Source organism: Tepidisphaeraceae bacterium, from assembly GCA_035998445.1.
GTDB lineage: Bacteria > Planctomycetota > Phycisphaerae > Tepidisphaerales > Tepidisphaeraceae > DASYHQ01.
Genome location: DASYHQ010000059.1, coordinates 1 through 16,800, shown reverse-complemented (window position 1 = coordinate 16,800; position 16,800 = coordinate 1). Strand labels below are relative to the sequence as shown.

The window sequence follows — 16,800 nt, the reverse complement described above, 5'->3', positions numbered from 1 at the left end:
ATCGGCCGTCAAGTCGGAGCGCCGTTTCGGCGGAGGGGGTTTGATTTACGCCGAGAGGAGTCCGATGCAAAATCGGCCGCGAAATCCGAGGTAAATCCGGCCGGATGGCACTGCATCTGCAACGGAAAAGTGAAAGGAGCTCATCATGGCACGTAAGCAAAAGAGTGGTAACGAGCAGTCCGCCGAGGCCGAGGCACGGGATGAGGCGAACAAGCGCCGCTTTGTGGATCAGTCCGGCTTAGAGGCCAGCCAGCTGCCCGATCAGGGACGTCCGACGGGCTACAACGACACGGTGACCGACATTGGCCGCCGGAATCTGCCCCAACATCATGGCGGAGAGATGCAACCGAAAACGGACGACATGACCGGCCAGAACGAAGGTGGCCTTCGCGGTGACCGCGATTTCGGTGGCTCGGAAAAACTGGGCACGCGCGGGAAGAATTAGTTGTGAATTCGCGATATCCGTAAGCATGCACTTCGGTGCCTCTCCCATGAGTGCATGGGAGAGGAACCGGAGGAACCAGAGATTCAGTTCACCTCGCCCACGTCCAATCGATATTTGCGCATCTTCTTGTAAAGCGTCGTCCGGTTCACATCCAGTTCCGCGGCCGTCGCCTGGCGGCTCCAGTTGTTGCGCTTGAGGGCCTTCTCGATAATCGTGCGCTCCGGCACCTCCAGCGCCACCTCCAGTGCCATCGGCAGATCACCGAACGTTGGGGCGGCGTCGCCGGCGCCATCGCGTGTCGAGGTGACATAGGCGGGGCGGTCCAGCAGCGCCTCGGGCAAATCATCCGCGTCAATCTGCGGCGATCGCGACAACACGACCGCCCGCTCGACCGCGTTCTCCAGCTCACGCACGTTGCCCGGCCAGTTGTACCGCTGCATGGTGCTCATGGCTGCTTCGGTGAAGCCGATGATCTCGCGGCCGGTCTCTTTCTTGTACGTCTGCAAGAAATGGTTGGCGAGCAGCGCGATGTCGCCGAGCCGCTCGCGCAGGCTCGGCAGGCGCAGGTTGACCACGTTAATGCGGTAGTACAAGTCCTGCCGAAACTTTCCCTCGGCCACCAGCGTCGCCAGATCGGCGTTGCTGGCCAGCACGACGCGCACGTCCACCGTCTGCGTCTGATCGCTGCCCACCGGTTCGAACGCGCGCTCCTGCAACACGCGCAGCAGCTTCACCTGCATCGCCGGCGGGGCGGAGTTGATCTCGTCCAGAAACAGCGTGCCCCCGTCGGCCGCCAGGAACCGGCCCTGCTTGTCGGCGATCGCGCCGGTGAACGCGCCGCGCACGTGACCGAACAACTCGCTCTCCAACAGGTTGTCCGGCAGCGCGCCGCAGCTGACCTCAACGAACGGCTTATCCCGCCGCGGGGAACGGTGGTGGATCGCGCGGGCGCACAGCGACTTGCCGGTGCCGCTCTCGCCGCTGATGAGCACGTTCGTACGGCTGTTGGCGACGGCGTCGACCAAATCGAACACCTTCAGCATCTTGTGGTCGTGCCCAACGATGTTCTCGAGCCCGAACCGCAGATCGAGTTGCTGGCGCAGCGTGTGATTTTCGAACAGCAGCGACTGTTGCCGTACGGCCTTCTCGATCACCACGCGAATCTCGTCGTCCACGATCGGCTTCGTCAGGTAATCGAACGCGCCCATCTTGGTCGCCTCGACGGCCCCTTCGATCGACCCGTACGATGTGATGACGACCACCACCATGTTCGGGAACCGCCTGCGGATCTGCCGCAGAAACTCGGCGGGCTTGATGCCCGGCATGTTCACGTCGACCAGCAGCAGATCGATCGCGTCGCCTTCCATCTGCGCCATGGCCGCCTCGGGCGAGTCGCACGTCTTCACCTCGTACCCCTCGCGGCGCAGGAACTGCGAGAGCGATTGGAGGATAATGCGGTCCTCATCCAGGATGAGCAGTCGCGACTTGTGCGGCGTGTTGGCTTGAAGCATGGGTCTGGTCCGTCGTCAGTTGTCCGTAATCCGTTGCTACTGCGCAATGAGGCGTTTCCACAACATCGTGGCGTTCAACGTTCATCGGCAATGCGGCGTGATGACGGTAAGCGACATCCACATTTCCAGGAGACCGATTCGCTGCGTCATGGTGAGGCGGGTATTATCGGTCGTGTTGCGATCCCGCAACAACAACTGACAACGGACCCCTGACCACGGACACAACCATGCGAATCGGCGTTCCGAAAGAAGTGAAGCCCGACGAGTACCGGGTGGGCATGATGCCGGTGGGGGCCAGCGTGCTGGTGAAGGCCGGGCACGAGGTGCTGATTGAGGCCGACGCCGGCGCGGGCAGCGGCTTCGCCAACGACGACTACGCCGCCGCCGGCGCGACCATCGTGCCATCGGCCAGGGACGTGTACGCCGCCGACATGATCGTGAAGGTGAAGGAGCCGCAGAAGCAGGAAGTGGGCATGTTCCACGAGGGGCAGATCCTCTTCACCTACTTCCACTTCGCCGCCGAGCCGGAACTGGCCAAGGCGTGCCTGAACGCGAAGATCACCGCCATCGCGTACGAGACGATCAAGGACCGCCAGGGCCGCCTGCCGTTGCTGACGCCCATGAGCGAGATCGCCGGCAAGCTGTCGATTCAGGAAGGCGCCAAGTACCTCGAAAAGCCGATGATGGGCCGCGGCATTTTGCTGGGTGGCGTGCCCGGTGTGGCGCCGGCGGAGGTGCTGGTGCTGGGCGCCGGCATCGTCGGCACCAACGCCGCCAAGATCGCTGCGGGCCTTGGGGCGCACGTTCAGTTGATGGACATCAACCTCGATCGGCTGCGCTACCTGGACGACGTGATGCCGCCGAACGTCGACGTGATCTTTTCCGATCCGTTCACGATCGCCGACGGGCTGCGCAAAGCGGACCTCGTCGTGGGCGCGGTACTCATTCCCGGCGCCAAGGCGCCACGGCTCATCACGAAGGCCGATCTCGCCACGATGAAGAACGGCAGCGTGATCGTCGACGTTGCGATCGACCAGGGCGGCTGCATCGAAACCAGCCGGCCGACCACGCACCAGAACCCCACGTACGTCGTCGACGGCGTCGTCCACTACTGCGTCACCAACATGCCCGGCGCCGTCGGCCGCACGAGCACTGCGGCGCTGTGCAACGCCACGCTGCCGTACGCGGTGCGGATCGCCGGTAAGGGTTACGCCCAAGCCGCGGAGGAAGACACCGGCCTTGGCGAAGGCATCAACATGACCGCCGGCCGCGTAACCAACGCCGCGGTTGCCGAGGCGCTGCAGTTGCCGTTGCAGGCGAGGTAGGACGGATACTGCGCTCCAACCGAGGCATGGGCGGCTCGCAGGGCAGTTCACGTCATCAGCCGATGCGGATCATCGCCGGCTCCAGGTGTCGGCGCAGTCGTTGGGACGGGCCGATCGACACCGTCTCGCCGGCCGGCACCTTCAAACGCCTACGGTGCTCTAAACTAAGGGTTCGACTAGCTCCGCTGATCGATCGGCACCACCTTCAGGCCGAACGGGCCGACGTAGTCGTCGGTGGGGCGGATGATGCGGTTGTTCTGGTGCTGTTCCATCACGTGGGCGGTCCACCCGGTGACGCGGGCGATCGCGAAGATCGGGGTGAACAAATCCAGCGGGATGTTCATCGTGTAGTACGTGCTGGCGCTGAAGAAGTCGACGTTCGGGTTCAGGTTCATCGGCGAACCGTCGGTCTTGGGCGTGTCCTTCATGATCGGGATGAGGGCCTCGCTCATCTCGTACCACTTCGTGTTCCCCGCGGCCTCGCCGAGCTGTTTGCTCATCTTGCGAAGGAAGTGGGCGCGGGGGTCGAAGGTCTTGTACACGCGATGGCCGAAGCCCGGCATCTTCTGCTTGTTGGCCAGCATCTGCCTGGCCGTGGCGACGGCGTTTTGCGTGTCGGAACACTTCAGCAGGAACTCCATCACGTCCTGATTGGCCCCGCCATGCAGCGGGCCCTTCAGCGCCGCTAAGGCGGCGGTGATGGCGGCGTGCACGTCGGACAATGTTGCAGCAGTGACACGGGCGGCGAACGTGCTTGCGTTGAAGCCGTGCTCGGCGTGCAGGACGAGGGCGGCGTCCATCACGCGCGTCAGCGTGTCGTGCGGCTTGTTGCCCGTCAGCGTGTACAGGAAGTTGCCGGCAATCGACAGCGACGGATCGGGCTGGATCGGCTGCTTGCCCTCGCGAATGCGATGGTACGCCGTCACGATGATCGGGAACATCGCCGTCAATCGGACCGACTTGCGCAGGTTCGCGCCGGGCGTGTTGCTACTGGCGGCGTCGTCCACCAGATCCGCATCTTCACCGGCGGCGGCGCTGACGGCCGTGCGCAGCGCGTCCATCGGCTGGGTCTTCGAAGGTAACGCCCCAAGCACCGCGAACACGCTCTGCGGCACCTGCACGGCAGCGATCTCCTGCTTCAGCGCGGCCAATTCCGTCTTGTTCGGCAGCTTCTTGTGCCACAGCAGGTAGGCGACCTCCTCGAAGCTGGCGTTCTCCACGAGGTCTTGGATCTCGTAACCGCGGTAGACCAACCGGCCGGCGTTGCCATCGATGAAGCAGATCGCGCTCTGGGCGGCGACGACGCCTTCGAGTCCACCGGCGGGCTTGGGAGAAGTCGCGGCAGCTGCGCTCATGTAGTCACCTGTTGGGGGCGCCCCGCGCGAGGTCGGGACATCGGACAAAAGATAGGTCGATACACCGGGTCGATCCACCGCCTGAACCGGCAGGGCGATCCACGAGGGGCGAAACAGGCCCGAAACACCGCTGCGCTCGCATGGGCACGGTCGCCGCGCGGACTATAGCCCTCGATAAAATGCCAGTCAATTCGCCAGCGGAAGGGCGGAGCGGCAATTTTTCCCGCTGCGCCGCGTTCTCCAAACGCGTGCCTAACCCGTTGGTAGTAGAGGTAGATCGTTCTGGTGCGCAGCGCCCTGTGATGCGTCTCACCGTCGTCGACGGTACGCCGTCGATGCGACTACGACGTTTTTGGTTCCGCGCTCGGTTCGTTTGGTACTTCTTTGAGGTTCGTCATCCTTCAGTCCTCCTCCTTTCGTCCGATCGATCTGACCGACACCGGAGGTGCGTCGCGCGCGGTGCTGCCCTTGTCGGCGTCAGGCGCTGAACCCCGCTATCGCCGCTGGCTGTATCACCTGGTGGCGCTGGCGTTGGCGGCGGCTTACTTCTGGGTGGCGATGCAGTACTGGGTGCCGGCCCACGGCGGCGTCGACCAGAACGGCTACCTGTACGGCGCCAAACGACTGCTGGAGACCGGCTCGATGGCGGTGAAGCCAGTCGACCCGTACGCGTTCGTCGGGCGAATGTGGGTGACGGGCGCCGAGCCGGGCGTGTATTACCCCAAGTACCCCATCGGCCTGCCGGCGATCTACGCCGTGGCGCTGGCGATCGGGGGCGTGAAGCTCGTCTACCTCGTCAACCCGATCGCCATGAGCCTGGCACTACTTGCGACGTACCACATCGTCAGCCGATGGGTCGGCGCGTTCTATGGCCTGCTGGCCCTGCTGGTGGTGGCGACCAGCCCCGTCACCATGGGGCTGACCAACAACCCCAACAGCCACGCGACCGCGCTCTGCACCGTGGCGTGGGGCATGGCGCTGCTGCTTTCGTGGTGGCAATCGCCCAAGATCGGCTGGGCACCCTGGGCCCGGGTGATCGCCGCCGGTCTGCTGCTGGGGACGGCCGTCACCATCCGCTATACCGAAGGGCTGCTGTTGCTGCCGATCGCGTCGGTCGCGCTGTTCGCATGCTACGACGCGCACGCGGGGCGGCTACGGTGGAAGCGTAATCAGCAGACCGGCGATCCTGCCAATGCCGACGCACCGCCAGACGCGTCCGCGACCGCACGTTGGTCGTGGAAGCGCGAGCCGTTGCTGCAGGCGATCGCGCTCTTCATCGCCTGGGCGATTCCGGTCGGCGCACTGCTCGCGGTCAACATGTCCTACTTCGGCAGCCCCACGGGGTACGACCCCACGAACGAGAGCACCGGCTTTCTCTGGGCGCACTTCGCCGAGAACTGGGACACGATGCTGCGACAGTTCTACATGACCGGGCTGATGTTCCTCTTCCCGATCGCCATGATCGGCCTGGCGGTCTGGTTCCGGCACGACGTGCGGCCGGCGCTGGTGATGACGGCGTGGGCGCTGCCGTGCGTGTTCATCTACACGGTCTACTACTGGGCGCCCGACAGCCTGGCGATCGGGTACTCGCGGTTCTTTCTGACGGTCTTCCCGGCGATGGCGGCGGCGGCGATGGTCGCGATGCGGTTGCTGGACGTCTCCCACGCGCCACCGCGCCGCATCCTGGAGATCGCCGGGCTCTGCGCCGTCGCCGGGGCGATGATCGGCGCGATGCTGTCGCGCATCGACGATGGCTGGAACACGCTGCCCAGCGCCGGGGCAGGCGCGATACTGGGATTGGTGCTCGGCCCCGTGCTCTACCTGCGGCCGGGCGCGACGGTCGTGCTGGCCGGCTGCGCGCTGGCGTTCAACACGTCGATCGCCAACGTCGAATCGGACCAGCGCGGCCAAACCGTCGTGCGCGATGGTGGCGACGTGGTGGCCGCCAACGTGCCGGCGGGGTCGGTGGTCTTCTCGAAGGACAACCTGATGCACCACCTGCAACTGGTGGGCGACTGGCAGTTCTACCCGACCGACCTCTTCAACGAAGTGGCGGTGCGACGGCTGGCGGACCTGAGCGAAGACCTCGACAAGGCCCAGCCCTTCCAGCCGCACCGCGCCAAGGCGCTCTACGATTTGCTGAAGGACGACAATACCGCGCAGTTGGTGAAGCGCCAGAACGACCTGATGGACGCGGCGCTGAACGCCGGCCAACGCGTCTTTTTCATCGCGACGAAGAGCGAAGTCACCAGTGGCCGTCGGCGCTTCGCACCCGAAAAAATCTACGACACCAAGGTGATTGCGACATGGTCGGAGCCCTCGGTCGTCCTCAGCGACAACCGCCCGATCCGCGTCAGCCCCCCGCGCGCCCGGCCCCGCGTGGCCGACCGCGTGCAGATGTGGCAGGTGGTCGAGATCACGAGGAAGCCAGTCGCGCCGCCCCCGCCACCCGCGACGGCGCCCGTGAAGAAGTCACCGCCCGCCACACCGCCCGCAAAACCCGCGGTTGCCCCGGCCACCAATCCAGTGCTTAGCCCGGCAACCAAGCCCGCGGCTGTTCTGTCGACCAAACCCGCGCCCGCTCCGGCGACCAAGCCCACCACTGCCCCGGCCACAAAGCCGGCCCCATCACGCGCAATCCGTCCCACCACCGCTGCGACGACTGCGCCGGCGGCGACGCAGCCGGCACGCTAGTCGGCTTACATGATGGCGTCATGGCCGGAACACCTCTTCTGTAGGACAGGCATTCCTGCCTGTCTCTCCCCCCCGTCTTACTCTCCCCGTATTCTCTCTGCCTCTCTTCTGTGGCACAGGCATTCTTGCCTGTGTCTCTTCTGCCATTCGTCTTTCGACTTCTGTCTTTGGTGAGGCGGACATCTTGTCCATTGCGAAGAGGCAGAGACGCGAAGGCGCGAAGAACGCGAAGGAGGACGCGAAGAAAACGAATCGGCGTTGCGCCAGAATCGCCTCTACTGCGCAGCGCGGGCGTAGAGATGGATAGCGTGTTCTTTGACAACTGAATAGCCGACGCGCTTCGCGCATGAACCTCCATCGTCCTCACCCGATGTTGCACAATGGTGCACGGATTCGCGTTTCGCCTTACCCAAACCGCCGTCGAGAGCCGCGGGGGTCAGGATTTCCTGCGTCTTCCTTCGCGCCTGCTTCGCGCCTTCGCGACTTCGCGTCTCTTTTGATTTCATGAAAGCGCAACACAAGAGAGGCAGACGAGAATGTCCGTCCCACCAATGCAAAGACGAAGAGACACAGGCAAGAATGCCTGTGCCACAGAAGAGCGAGAGAGACAGAATACGGGGGGAGAGAAGACGGGGGGGGAGAGACAGGCAGGAATGCCTGTCCTACAGAAGAGCGTCTCAGGTTCCCGCCAGCGCGTCGGTCACGATCGCCTTGTGCGCCGGCGCGACGTGCAACCGCCGGAACATCAGTTGGCGGTTCAGGGCCTGCGTCATGGGGGAGACTTGGCCGAAGGGGGTGAGCTTGCCGCTCATGTCCTGCACCAGAATCTCCTTCCCCGCGGCGGCCTCCTTGGGGTCGAACATTTCGTAGGGTGTGCTGGCGGGCTCGTCGTAGAAGAGTTCGTACGCCGGCTCGCCACCGGCACGTTTGACGGCGTCGCTGGCGCGGGCGAACGCATCGGCGGCGGTGGGTGCGTCCACGTGCGACAGCTCGATCGTCTTGAACACCCGGCGATACAGCAGGCCCTTGCAGAGCATCGCCAGCAGCGGGTCGGTCGAGCGGGCCCATTCCTTGAAGCCAGACAGCACCGACACGTCGTCCAGTTCGGCGAACTCCTGCATCGTCATGCGCTGGCCCAGCAGGGCCTTGTAGACGTTCGTCTCGCGCAAATTCGGCAGGCGGTCTTGCGCCGCCAGCAGGCGGGCGCGTTGCAGCGCGAGCTTCACCATGCCCTCGGCGCTGCGGACGACCTTATGGAAGTAGACGTTGCGGTACATGTGGAAGCGCGATTGCAAATAGGCCTCGACGGCGCTGATGCCCTTCCACGTCACCGCCAGCCGGTCGCTGGCCTCGTCGATCGTCAGCGCGTGCAGCAGCCAGCGGAGGTCGAACCCGCCGTAGCGGCTGCCGGTCATCAGGTTGTCGCGCAGCAGGTAGTCGAAGCGGTCGGCGTCCAGCTGGCTGGAGATGATGTCGCAGAAGAACGTGCGTTTGGGCCGGCAGTTGAGGAAGTCGATCACCTTCTCGGGCATCAGGCGGTCGAACCCGAACAGGATGCGGTGCACCTCGCTGTCGGGGTCGCTGATCACCCGCTGCGTCAGCAGTTCGTGATGGATGCCGCTCACGCGCTCGAAGACGTGGCTGAACGGCCCATGGCCAAGATCGTGCAGCAGCGCCGACACGATGCAGACGGCCTCGCCTTCCTCGTCGATCGTGAACGATCGGCGAAGCTGGTCGATGATCTTCCGCGCCGTCTCCATCACGCCCAGGCTATGGCTGTAGCGCGAGTGGTCGGCCCCGGGATAGGCCAGGCTGGCCAGCCCCAACTGGCGAATGCGGCGAAGGCGTTGGAACTCGATCGCGTTGATCAGGCGAAACAGCAGCGCATCCAGCGGGCGATCGACGCGGAACGCGATCACATCATGAACGGGGTCGCGAATGATTTTCTCGGCGAGCGGCATCGGAAGAGAAAATTAACCGCGAAGCCCCGAAGACGCGAAGGAATTGCACCGAAGGGGGCGCAGCGGCGACGGCCAGCGGCGTCTTCACCGTGGCATGGGCGTCTCGCCCATGCGTGTGAAGGCCGGAAAATGATGTTGGTTGGGCAGCGTTCTATCGAAGCGAACTGGCTTTAATTGGACCGCTCGTGCTTCCCGAGTGCATGGGCGAGACGCCCATGCCACGGTTGGAGCGAACGCCGATCGCGCGACCGTACAACGGGCGGCCCGCCCGTTTCCTTCGCGGCGGACATGGGTGGGCCGCCCGGGGTACGGCGGTCGATCGCTCCGGCGCATCGAACTGGCGTGGAAGCGACTTCGTAGCGAATCGCGCCCAGTGGTCCGCATCGCTTTGCAGATGGGCCACGCCGCGATGGCAGTTTGTTGCGACGTCGGGCGAGCCCGCCGAATGCCGCCGCCGCTTGGCGGCGGTGCTCAGCGAACCGGCCGCGGGTCGCGAGCAATTGATTACGCGGCGCAACCAATTGGTTACGGGTCGCGAGCAATTGGTTGCGCGGCGCAACCAATTGGTTACGGTGCTCGAGCAATTGGTTGCGCGGCGCAACCAATTGGTTGCGGGGCTCGAGCAATTGGTTGCGCGGCTCGAGCAATTGGTTGCGCGGCGCAACCAATTGGTTACGGGGCTCGAGCAATTGGTTGCGCGACGCAACCAATTGGTTGCGCGGCTCGAGCAATTGGTTATGCGGCGCAACCAATTGGTTACGATCTGGCGAGCGTGCGCTGCGCGACGTGACGCGCCGACCCAGGCCCGCAAACAGGAATATTATCGGGCTGCGGCGTTCGCGGCGAAATCGGACGTGTTGGCCGAGCGGTCATGCTTATCGGAACCGGCAGACGCAGTCGTACACCTTGCCGGCGTGGCGTTTGGCGACGGCGAGGTCCTTGATCATCGCCAGGTTGATCGCATCGCAGTTGAACGCGGCGTCCAGGTTGCTCTCGACGCCACGCCCCATGCCTTCCAGGATCACCAGGTCCGCATCGGCGGCGGCGGCGTTCAGCTCGGCCGACACGCCGAGCAAATCGATCAGCGGTTCACCCGTGCCGCTGGTGACGCGTTCGATGGGCAGTGCGGCCAAGGAGGGTTCCGTCGCGAGGATGCGCGGCCACCAGGCGTTCACGTCGTGAATCGTCATGTCGTTGAGCGTGGGCCGCTCGTTGGCGGTGATGACGACGCGCGTGCCGCGCATGGCCAGCCAGCGGATCATCGGGATCGCGCCAAGCAGAAAATCGCTGCCGGCGTTGTCGATGAAGAAGACGGCCTTGCGGTGCCGCGGGCCGTTCAGCAGGCGGTCGGCGAGCGCATCAAAATCGTCGATCAGCCAGGGGCGGGGCGAGAGCGTCGCGCGGATCGCGAAGAAGTCGGGGCTGCCGTTCACGAACGCCTTGGCCGTGGCCTCGGCCCCCATGTCGAAGATGTTGCCCGCGAACACCCCTTCGATGATGGCCTTCACCTGTTCCAGCCCGCCTAGCGCATCCAGCTGCGCGCAGGCGGCGGGCAGCAGGGGAAGCATCTTCTCGTTCTCGCGGTTTTTCAGGTCGATGAACGCGTCGACGAAGCCGTGCTTGCGCAGCATCGCGTCGCGCCAGAGGTCCAGCTGCAGGATCGTCACCCGGCCATAATCGGTCGGCTGGCTGATGACGTGGTCGTAGAAGGCGTCGAACTCGGTGAGCAGCGCCGCCGCCCGGCGCTCGGCGTCGTCCCGATGCCCGCCGCGCGACTCGACGGCTTCGATGCCGAGCTTCATGATCGTGCGGACGTGTCGTTTGAAGAACTCGCACCAGTAGACCCGCGCCTCGGCGTCCGCCACCAGGTCCCATGAGCAGGCGACGTAGGTTGCGGGATCCGCCAGCTTCACGAAGGGGAAGAGGGGGATCGCCGAGTGCGGATTGCGCGGTTCGGATTGGGGAGGGAGAGGGGTCATGAGGGCCTATGATGCGTTTGTGATGAGGGCTGCTGTCTTCACCGTGGCATGGGCGTCTCGCCCATGCGTGTAGTGAGGCCGGAAGACCGAATTCATGGCTGCGGCCTGGTCCGCGCAGTAGCTAAAGAATTGCATTTCCTATTCCAGTCCACAGGCATGGGCGAGACGCCCATGCCACGGTAAACGCGGCTCCAGCCGGTTGCTCTCACGCGCTGATCCCGCCATCCACGAAGATCGTCTGCCCGGTGATGTACTCCCCCGCAGCGGTGCAGAGCAGCAGCGCGGTGCCGCCGAGGTCATGCGGTTCGCCAACGCGGCCAACGGTAATGCGCTTGCCGCGTTGGCCCTTTTCCTCGTCGTTGGCGAAGTCGTTGCGGTTGCGGAAGGTGCTGGCGATCCAGCCGGGCGCAATGCAGTTGACGGTGATGCCCTCGCGGCCGTACTCGCGGGCGAGGGCCTTGGTGAGCTTCGGGATCGTCGCCTTGCTGAGCGAGTAGGGGAGCATGCCAAGGTTGCCGCCGCGTCCCTGGATGGACCCGATGTTGACGATGCGGCCCCAGTGCTGCTTCAGGAAGATCGGCACGGCCGCCCGGCAGAACATGATCGGCGCGACGACGTTGGCCGACAGAATCTTCACAAGGTCGGTCGGCGGTTGCTCGAGCCAGTCCACGCGGTCCTGAATGGCGGCGTTGTTCACCAGCACGTGCAACCCGCCGAGTTGCCGCTCGACCTCGGCGACGCAGACCGCGGCGTAGGCGTGATCGGTCGCGTCACCGGCCAAACCGATCGCCCGGCCACCGGCGCGCTCGATCTGGCCCGCGGCGTCGTCGGCGACGGCAGCGTCAACGTCCTGAATCGCCACCGCGCAACCGGCCGCGGCGAACGCCTTGGCGATCGCCAGACCAATGCCACGCCCCGCGCCGGTCAGAAGCGCCACTCTACCCGTCATGTCAAAACTTGGATTCGCCATCGCAGCAGGATGCTAGCGGAAGGAACGTTCGCAGACGAGGGGAGGCGCCTAACGGGCTCTGACCGTGGCATGGGCGTTCCGCCCATGCGCTTGGAGAGAACGAGTAATCTTATTGGGGCTGGTCCGCTTCGACAGAACGGTTACCAGCAGATCAGATCCCTCGGCCTTACCACATGCATGGGCGAGACGCCCATGCCACGATTGAGGTCCCCGCATCAATAGCTCTGCGCCGCGTTCACCGCCGCCTCGTCGTGAAGCTTCTTGGCGGCCTGCCATTCGGGGTCGGCGAGGATGGCGGCGTCGCGCTGCTGTTGAAGGGCCTGCAGGCGGGCGGCGATCTCGTCGCGCTTGGCCTTCAGCTCAGCCACCTTCGGGTCGGCATCGAGCGCGGCCTGCTCCATCTTCGTCACCTCGCTGCCGGCCTCCAGCGCTTCAGTCGCGGGGGCGGTGACCTCGGCGGGCGAGGGATCGCCTTCCTTATGGGCCGCCTGCACCGCGGCGCGGGCCTCTTCCTCGGCCTTCTTGGATTCCTTGTACTCGGGCTTCTCCTTCAGCGCGTCCAAGACGGGCTTGCTGGCCTCGTCGTAGGCGGCCTGGGCCTGTTGCAGTTCCTGCTGCGCCTTCTGCCAGTCCTCCGACGCTTCGAAGGTTTTGACCACGCGCAACCGGGCCGACTCCATCTGCGACTTCGCCTGGTTCTGCTGGGCCCGCATGACCGCACCGGCCCGGTCGCTCTGATCACGCGGCTGATCCACGCGATCCCGATAGATCGTCTGGGCCGACAGGGACGCAGTAAGGCAAAGCACGATAAGGATGGACGCGATACGCATAATGCAACTCCAATGATGGCTGCCCATCGTCCCAAAAATGCCGAGCCCGCGGAACGCCGGAAACGCCGGGAACGTGCTAGAATGCCGCGCATGCGCTTCTGGATCGCCCGGCTGGCCTTTTCGTTCCTCGTCATCGCCGGCGCGTGCGGCTGGGAGGCCTACCGCGGCAACCATCCGGTCGTGCAGCAGCGTCTGCTGACCGTCGCGGCCGCTGTGAGCGCAGGGCTGGGCTTGGCAGGATTACGCGAGCGGCACCGGCGGTTGAGCGAGGACGCCGAGTAGGGCAGTAACATCGATGGCACGTTCGTACGACATTGTGGTGATTGGTGGCGGCCACGCCGGCGCGGAGGCCGCGTGGGCGGCGTCGCGCACGGGGGCAACGGTCGCGCTCGTCACGTTCGACCCGAACCGCGTCGGCGCGATGAGCTGCAACCCCGCCATCGGCGGCCTGGCCAAGGGGCAGATGGTCCGCGAGATCGACGCGCTCGGCGGCCTGATGGGCCTGGCGACCGACGCCACCGGCATCCAGTTCCGCATGCTGAACCGCAGCAAGGGCCCGGCCGTCTGGGGACCGCGTGCGCAGGCGGACAAGTACAAGTACGCGATCGAAGTCCAACGGCTGCTGGCTACGTGCCCGAACCTGGACATCGTGCAAGGGGAAGTGGCGGAGATTCTCGCCGATGCCACGGGTACGCGCGTCGCTGGCGTGCAACTCGCCGACGGCCGTGCGCTGCCTTGCCGTGCCGCGATCGTCACCACCGGCACGTTCCTGCGGGCCCTCATGCACACCGGCGAACGCCAGACCGAAGGCGGCCGCGTGGGTGAGGCGGCGGCGAAGGGGCTGAGCGCATCGCTGGTCAAACTCGGCCTGGAACTGGGCCGTCTGAAGACCGGCACGCCGCCACGGCTGAAGAAGGAGACGATCGACTTCTCGTTGTTCGAATTGCAGCCCGGCGACGACGAGCCGATGCCGTTCTCGTATTTGAACGAGTACGGACAGCCTGGCAGTGCGCCCTGGCGCCCGCCGCTGCCGCAGGTGCCGTGTTGGATCACGAACACGAACGAGCAGGTCCACGAGATCATCCGCGCGAACCTGCACCGCGCGCCAATGTACAGCGGGCAGATTCAGTCGACGGGGCCGCGGTACTGTCCGAGCATTGAGGACAAGGTGGTCCGGTTCGCCGATAAGCTGTCGCACCACATCTTCCTAGAGCCCGAGGGGCTGGAGACGGACGAGATCTACTGCAACGGCATCAGCACCAGTTTGCCCGCCGAGGTGCAGGAACAGATCGTCCGGCTGATTCCCGGGCTGGCCCACGCCCAGATCCTGCGGCACGGGTACGCCGTCGAATACGACATGGTCTGGCCGACGCAGATCCGATCGACGCTGGAGACGAAGAAGGTCAGCGGCCTGTTCTTGGCGGGCCAGATCAACGGCACCAGCGGCTACGAAGAGGCCGCGGCGCAGGGGTTGGTGGCAGGCTTGAACGCCGCCCGCTACGCCGCGACGGGCGTCGCGGATTTCGTGCTGAAGCGCGATCAGGCGTACATCGGCGTGTTGGTCGACGATCTCGTCACCAAGCCGCCGACCGAACCGTATCGCATGTTCACCAGCCGGGCCGAGCATCGCCTGCACTTGCGGGCGGACAACGCTGATACGCGCCTCACGCCGATCGGCCGGGCCGCGGGGCTGGTGGATGATGATCGCTGGACCCGCTTCACCGCCCGCCGTGATGCGATCGAGGTGGGGTTAGAACTGATGAAGACGACGCGCGTTGAAGGCGTGCTCGCCTTCGAATGGCTGCGGCGGTCGGAGAACGACTGGGCCAGCCTGCAGCGCGTCGGTAGCTTGCCGGACGTGCTGCGCGCCATCACGCCCGACGCCGGCCGGGCGATCGAGATCGCGGCGAAATACGAGGGCTACATCGCCCGGCAGGATCGCGCGCTGGAACGCTTCGCGAAGATGGAGACGAAGCTCATCCCGCCGTCGATCGACTACACCGCCGTCGTCGGCCTGCGCAACGAGGCGAGGCAGAAGCTGATGACCTTCACGCCGCGCAGCCTCGGCCAGGCGTTGCGCATCAGCGGCATCACGCCATCGGACGTAACGGTGCTTGCGATCCACCTGGACCGTGCGGGCCCACGGGAAACCGTGTGAGGAACGTGGCAGGACGATATACTGACTTCAACGAGGTGTCTTATGCCCCCAGCAATGCTGAATCTCAACGGCCAGCGGTTCGTCGTCATCCCCGAGAAGGAGTACCGCGAGTACCAGGCTTTGAAGAAGTCAGCAAAGCCCAAGCCCGCCGCAAAGCGGCCAGCCAAACCTGCGCGGGCGACGAAGCGCGTCGTCAGCCAGGAGGAAGGCGACGTCGCCGAGTCGATCCGACGATTGGCCGAGCCGGGGCGGCGCGTGAGCGCAGCCGAGGTGTTTCGCAAACTTGGGGTATAGCTGATGCCGTACGACGTCGCTTTTTCGAACACGGCAGAGCGGTCGCTCGGTAAGCTCGATCGCTCGATCCTGGCACGCATCAAACCGCGCGTATTGGCATTGGCCGACGACCCCCGCCCACCCGGCTGCACGAAGCTCGCCGGTCACGCGACGCTGTGGCGCATCCGCGTGGGCGATTACCGCGTGGTGTACGACGTGGACGATGCGGCCGAGCGGGTCGAGGTGACCATCGTCGCCCACCGCCGCGAGTCGTACCGCGGGCTATGAACACGTCGTCCTCAACCGCTATTGCCCACCGTCCACCCAGACGTTCGCGGTGGGAAGCGCTCTCCCCGGTCGTGCTGGCCGCGATGATGCTGATCGCCGGCGTCGCCCATTTGCTCTGGCCGCGCGCCTACCTGCCCGCCATGCCGCCCTGGCTGTTGCCGCAGCATCACCTGTTGATCATCCACGTCACCGGCGTCCTCGAACTGCTGGCCGCTGCCGGTTTGATGACGCGCCGCCTGCGCCGGCCTGCGGCGTGGGGGCTGGTGGCGTTCTTCATCGCCGTCTCGCCAGCGAACATCCACATGGCCATCCACCGCGTGCCGCTCGGCGGGATGGATTGGCCCTGGCTGCTCTGGCTCCGCGTGGCGCTGCAACTTCCGTTGATTGGGTGGGCGTGGACGATCGCGCGACGGCCGGTTCGTAGGAACCGCCGCTAAGTCGTTCGACCCCAAGGCGGACGCAATCAACCTCAGCCATTTGACTGCAGGCCGTTCGATGCCTATCTAATCAATGGCAATGGATACCGATGAGTTCACCAGGATTTCCAAAGCGCTGGCCGACCCGCAACGCTTCGCGATGCTCCAGCAGATCACCCGGCAGCGGGACGAGCTGTCGTGCAAGGCGCTGCGGCAGGACTTCGACCTGACGGCTGCGACAATTTCCCATCACCTGAAGGAACTGACCAACGCGGGGCTGATCGAGGGACGCAAGGAAGGGCAGTGCATGTACCTGACGCCGCGCCGGTCGACGATCAACGCGTACCAACGCGAACTGGCGCGACGCATGGGAACGGGAGGGTAGCGTACGTGGGGCCTTGTCGTGGCATGGGCGTCTCGCCCATGCTTTTGGATTGGAATGAGAGACTTGATTGGCTCCGTAGAAAAGCTCTCTGAGTAAGCGCATCAGCAAGGCCAGATTGTGGGTCAGCACGCGGAGCATTACGTCGGCCGAGCGGGTGCGGTCGGTTCGGGCGGCGACGAATGGGCCCAGGTTCCGCTTGAGCATGCTCAC

The 16,800-nt window shown here is 65.1% G+C and carries 16 protein-coding genes; 9 read left to right on the top strand and 7 right to left on the bottom strand.

Features of this window, described 5'->3' with window-relative positions; translation table 11 throughout:
* The first annotated feature begins 145 nt into the window (after positions 1–145).
* The gene (locus tag VGN72_22005; protein ID HEV7302026.1) at positions 146–445 is read left to right on the top strand and encodes a hypothetical protein; all 300 of its coding nucleotides are present in this window, start codon (positions 146–148) and stop codon (positions 443–445) included.
* Between the two features lie 83 nt (positions 446–528).
* Here the strand turns inward: VGN72_22005 and VGN72_22000 are convergent, their stop codons facing one another.
* The gene (locus VGN72_22000; protein ID HEV7302025.1) at positions 529–1,956 is read right to left on the bottom strand and encodes a sigma-54 dependent transcriptional regulator; all 1,428 of its coding nucleotides are present in this window, start codon (positions 1,954–1,956) and stop codon (positions 529–531) included.
* A 227-nt stretch (positions 1,957–2,183) separates the two neighbouring features.
* On the opposite strand from VGN72_22000, the gene ald reads away from it, so the two are divergent.
* Complete coding sequence (gene ald / locus VGN72_21995) at positions 2,184–3,281, top strand: alanine dehydrogenase (protein ID HEV7302024.1); 1,098 nt, start codon at positions 2,184–2,186, stop codon at positions 3,279–3,281.
* 176 nt (positions 3,282–3,457) lie between these two features.
* Here ald and VGN72_21990 read toward each other — a convergent pair whose 3' ends face one another.
* The gene (locus tag VGN72_21990; protein ID HEV7302023.1) at positions 3,458–4,636 is read right to left on the bottom strand and encodes a citrate/2-methylcitrate synthase; all 1,179 of its coding nucleotides are present in this window, start codon (positions 4,634–4,636) and stop codon (positions 3,458–3,460) included.
* 384 nt (positions 4,637–5,020) lie between these two features.
* Between VGN72_21990 and VGN72_21985 the strand changes: the two genes are divergently transcribed.
* Positions 5,021–7,330, top strand: coding sequence for a glycosyltransferase family 39 protein (locus VGN72_21985; protein ID HEV7302022.1), 2,310 nt, complete (start codon positions 5,021–5,023; stop codon positions 7,328–7,330).
* A 677-nt stretch (positions 7,331–8,007) separates the two neighbouring features.
* Here the strand turns inward: VGN72_21985 and VGN72_21980 are convergent.
* The 5 genes from VGN72_21980 to VGN72_21960 form a co-directional block, all read right to left on the bottom strand.
* Positions 8,008–9,291: an HD domain-containing protein gene (locus VGN72_21980; protein HEV7302021.1), complete on the bottom strand. Its 1,284-nt coding sequence runs from the start codon at positions 9,289–9,291 to the stop codon at positions 8,008–8,010.
* Positions 9,292–9,461: 170 nt separating this feature from the next.
* The gene (locus VGN72_21975) at positions 9,462–10,043 is read right to left on the bottom strand and encodes a hypothetical protein (GenBank protein ID HEV7302020.1); all 582 of its coding nucleotides are present in this window, start codon (positions 10,041–10,043) and stop codon (positions 9,462–9,464) included.
* A 123-nt stretch (positions 10,044–10,166) separates the two neighbouring features.
* On the bottom strand, positions 10,167–11,270 hold the full coding sequence (locus VGN72_21970; GenBank protein HEV7302019.1) for an ARMT1-like domain-containing protein: 1,104 nt from the start codon (positions 11,268–11,270) through the stop codon (positions 10,167–10,169).
* 205 nt (positions 11,271–11,475) lie between these two features.
* On the bottom strand, positions 11,476–12,219 hold the full coding sequence (locus VGN72_21965) for an SDR family oxidoreductase (protein ID HEV7302018.1): 744 nt from the start codon (positions 12,217–12,219) through the stop codon (positions 11,476–11,478).
* Between the two features lie 236 nt (positions 12,220–12,455).
* The gene (locus tag VGN72_21960) at positions 12,456–13,070 is read right to left on the bottom strand and encodes a hypothetical protein (protein HEV7302017.1); all 615 of its coding nucleotides are present in this window, start codon (positions 13,068–13,070) and stop codon (positions 12,456–12,458) included.
* Between the two features lie 12 nt (positions 13,071–13,082).
* On the opposite strand from VGN72_21960, the gene VGN72_21955 reads away from it, so the two are divergent.
* The 6 genes from VGN72_21955 (at position 13,083) to VGN72_21930 (ending at position 16,590) form a co-directional block, all read left to right on the top strand.
* Complete coding sequence (locus VGN72_21955; protein ID HEV7302016.1) at positions 13,083–13,352, top strand: hypothetical protein; 270 nt, start codon at positions 13,083–13,085, stop codon at positions 13,350–13,352.
* Between the two features lie 13 nt (positions 13,353–13,365).
* On the top strand, positions 13,366–15,228 hold the full coding sequence (gene mnmG / locus VGN72_21950) for a tRNA uridine-5-carboxymethylaminomethyl(34) synthesis enzyme MnmG (GenBank protein ID HEV7302015.1): 1,863 nt from the start codon (positions 13,366–13,368) through the stop codon (positions 15,226–15,228).
* A 42-nt stretch (positions 15,229–15,270) separates the two neighbouring features.
* Positions 15,271–15,522: a hypothetical protein gene (locus VGN72_21945; protein ID HEV7302014.1), complete on the top strand. Its 252-nt coding sequence runs from the start codon at positions 15,271–15,273 to the stop codon at positions 15,520–15,522.
* 3 nt (positions 15,523–15,525) lie between these two features.
* Positions 15,526–15,789, top strand: a complete 264-nt coding sequence (locus VGN72_21940) for a type II toxin-antitoxin system RelE/ParE family toxin (GenBank protein HEV7302013.1) — start codon at positions 15,526–15,528, stop codon at positions 15,787–15,789.
* Complete coding sequence (locus VGN72_21935) at positions 15,786–16,226, top strand: DoxX family protein (GenBank protein ID HEV7302012.1); 441 nt, start codon at positions 15,786–15,788, stop codon at positions 16,224–16,226. Before VGN72_21940 ends, VGN72_21935 begins: the two co-directional genes overlap by 4 nt.
* A 73-nt stretch (positions 16,227–16,299) precedes the next feature.
* Positions 16,300–16,590, top strand: coding sequence for a metalloregulator ArsR/SmtB family transcription factor (locus VGN72_21930; GenBank protein ID HEV7302011.1), 291 nt, complete (start codon positions 16,300–16,302; stop codon positions 16,588–16,590).
* The last annotated feature ends 210 nt before the right edge of the window (positions 16,591–16,800 follow it).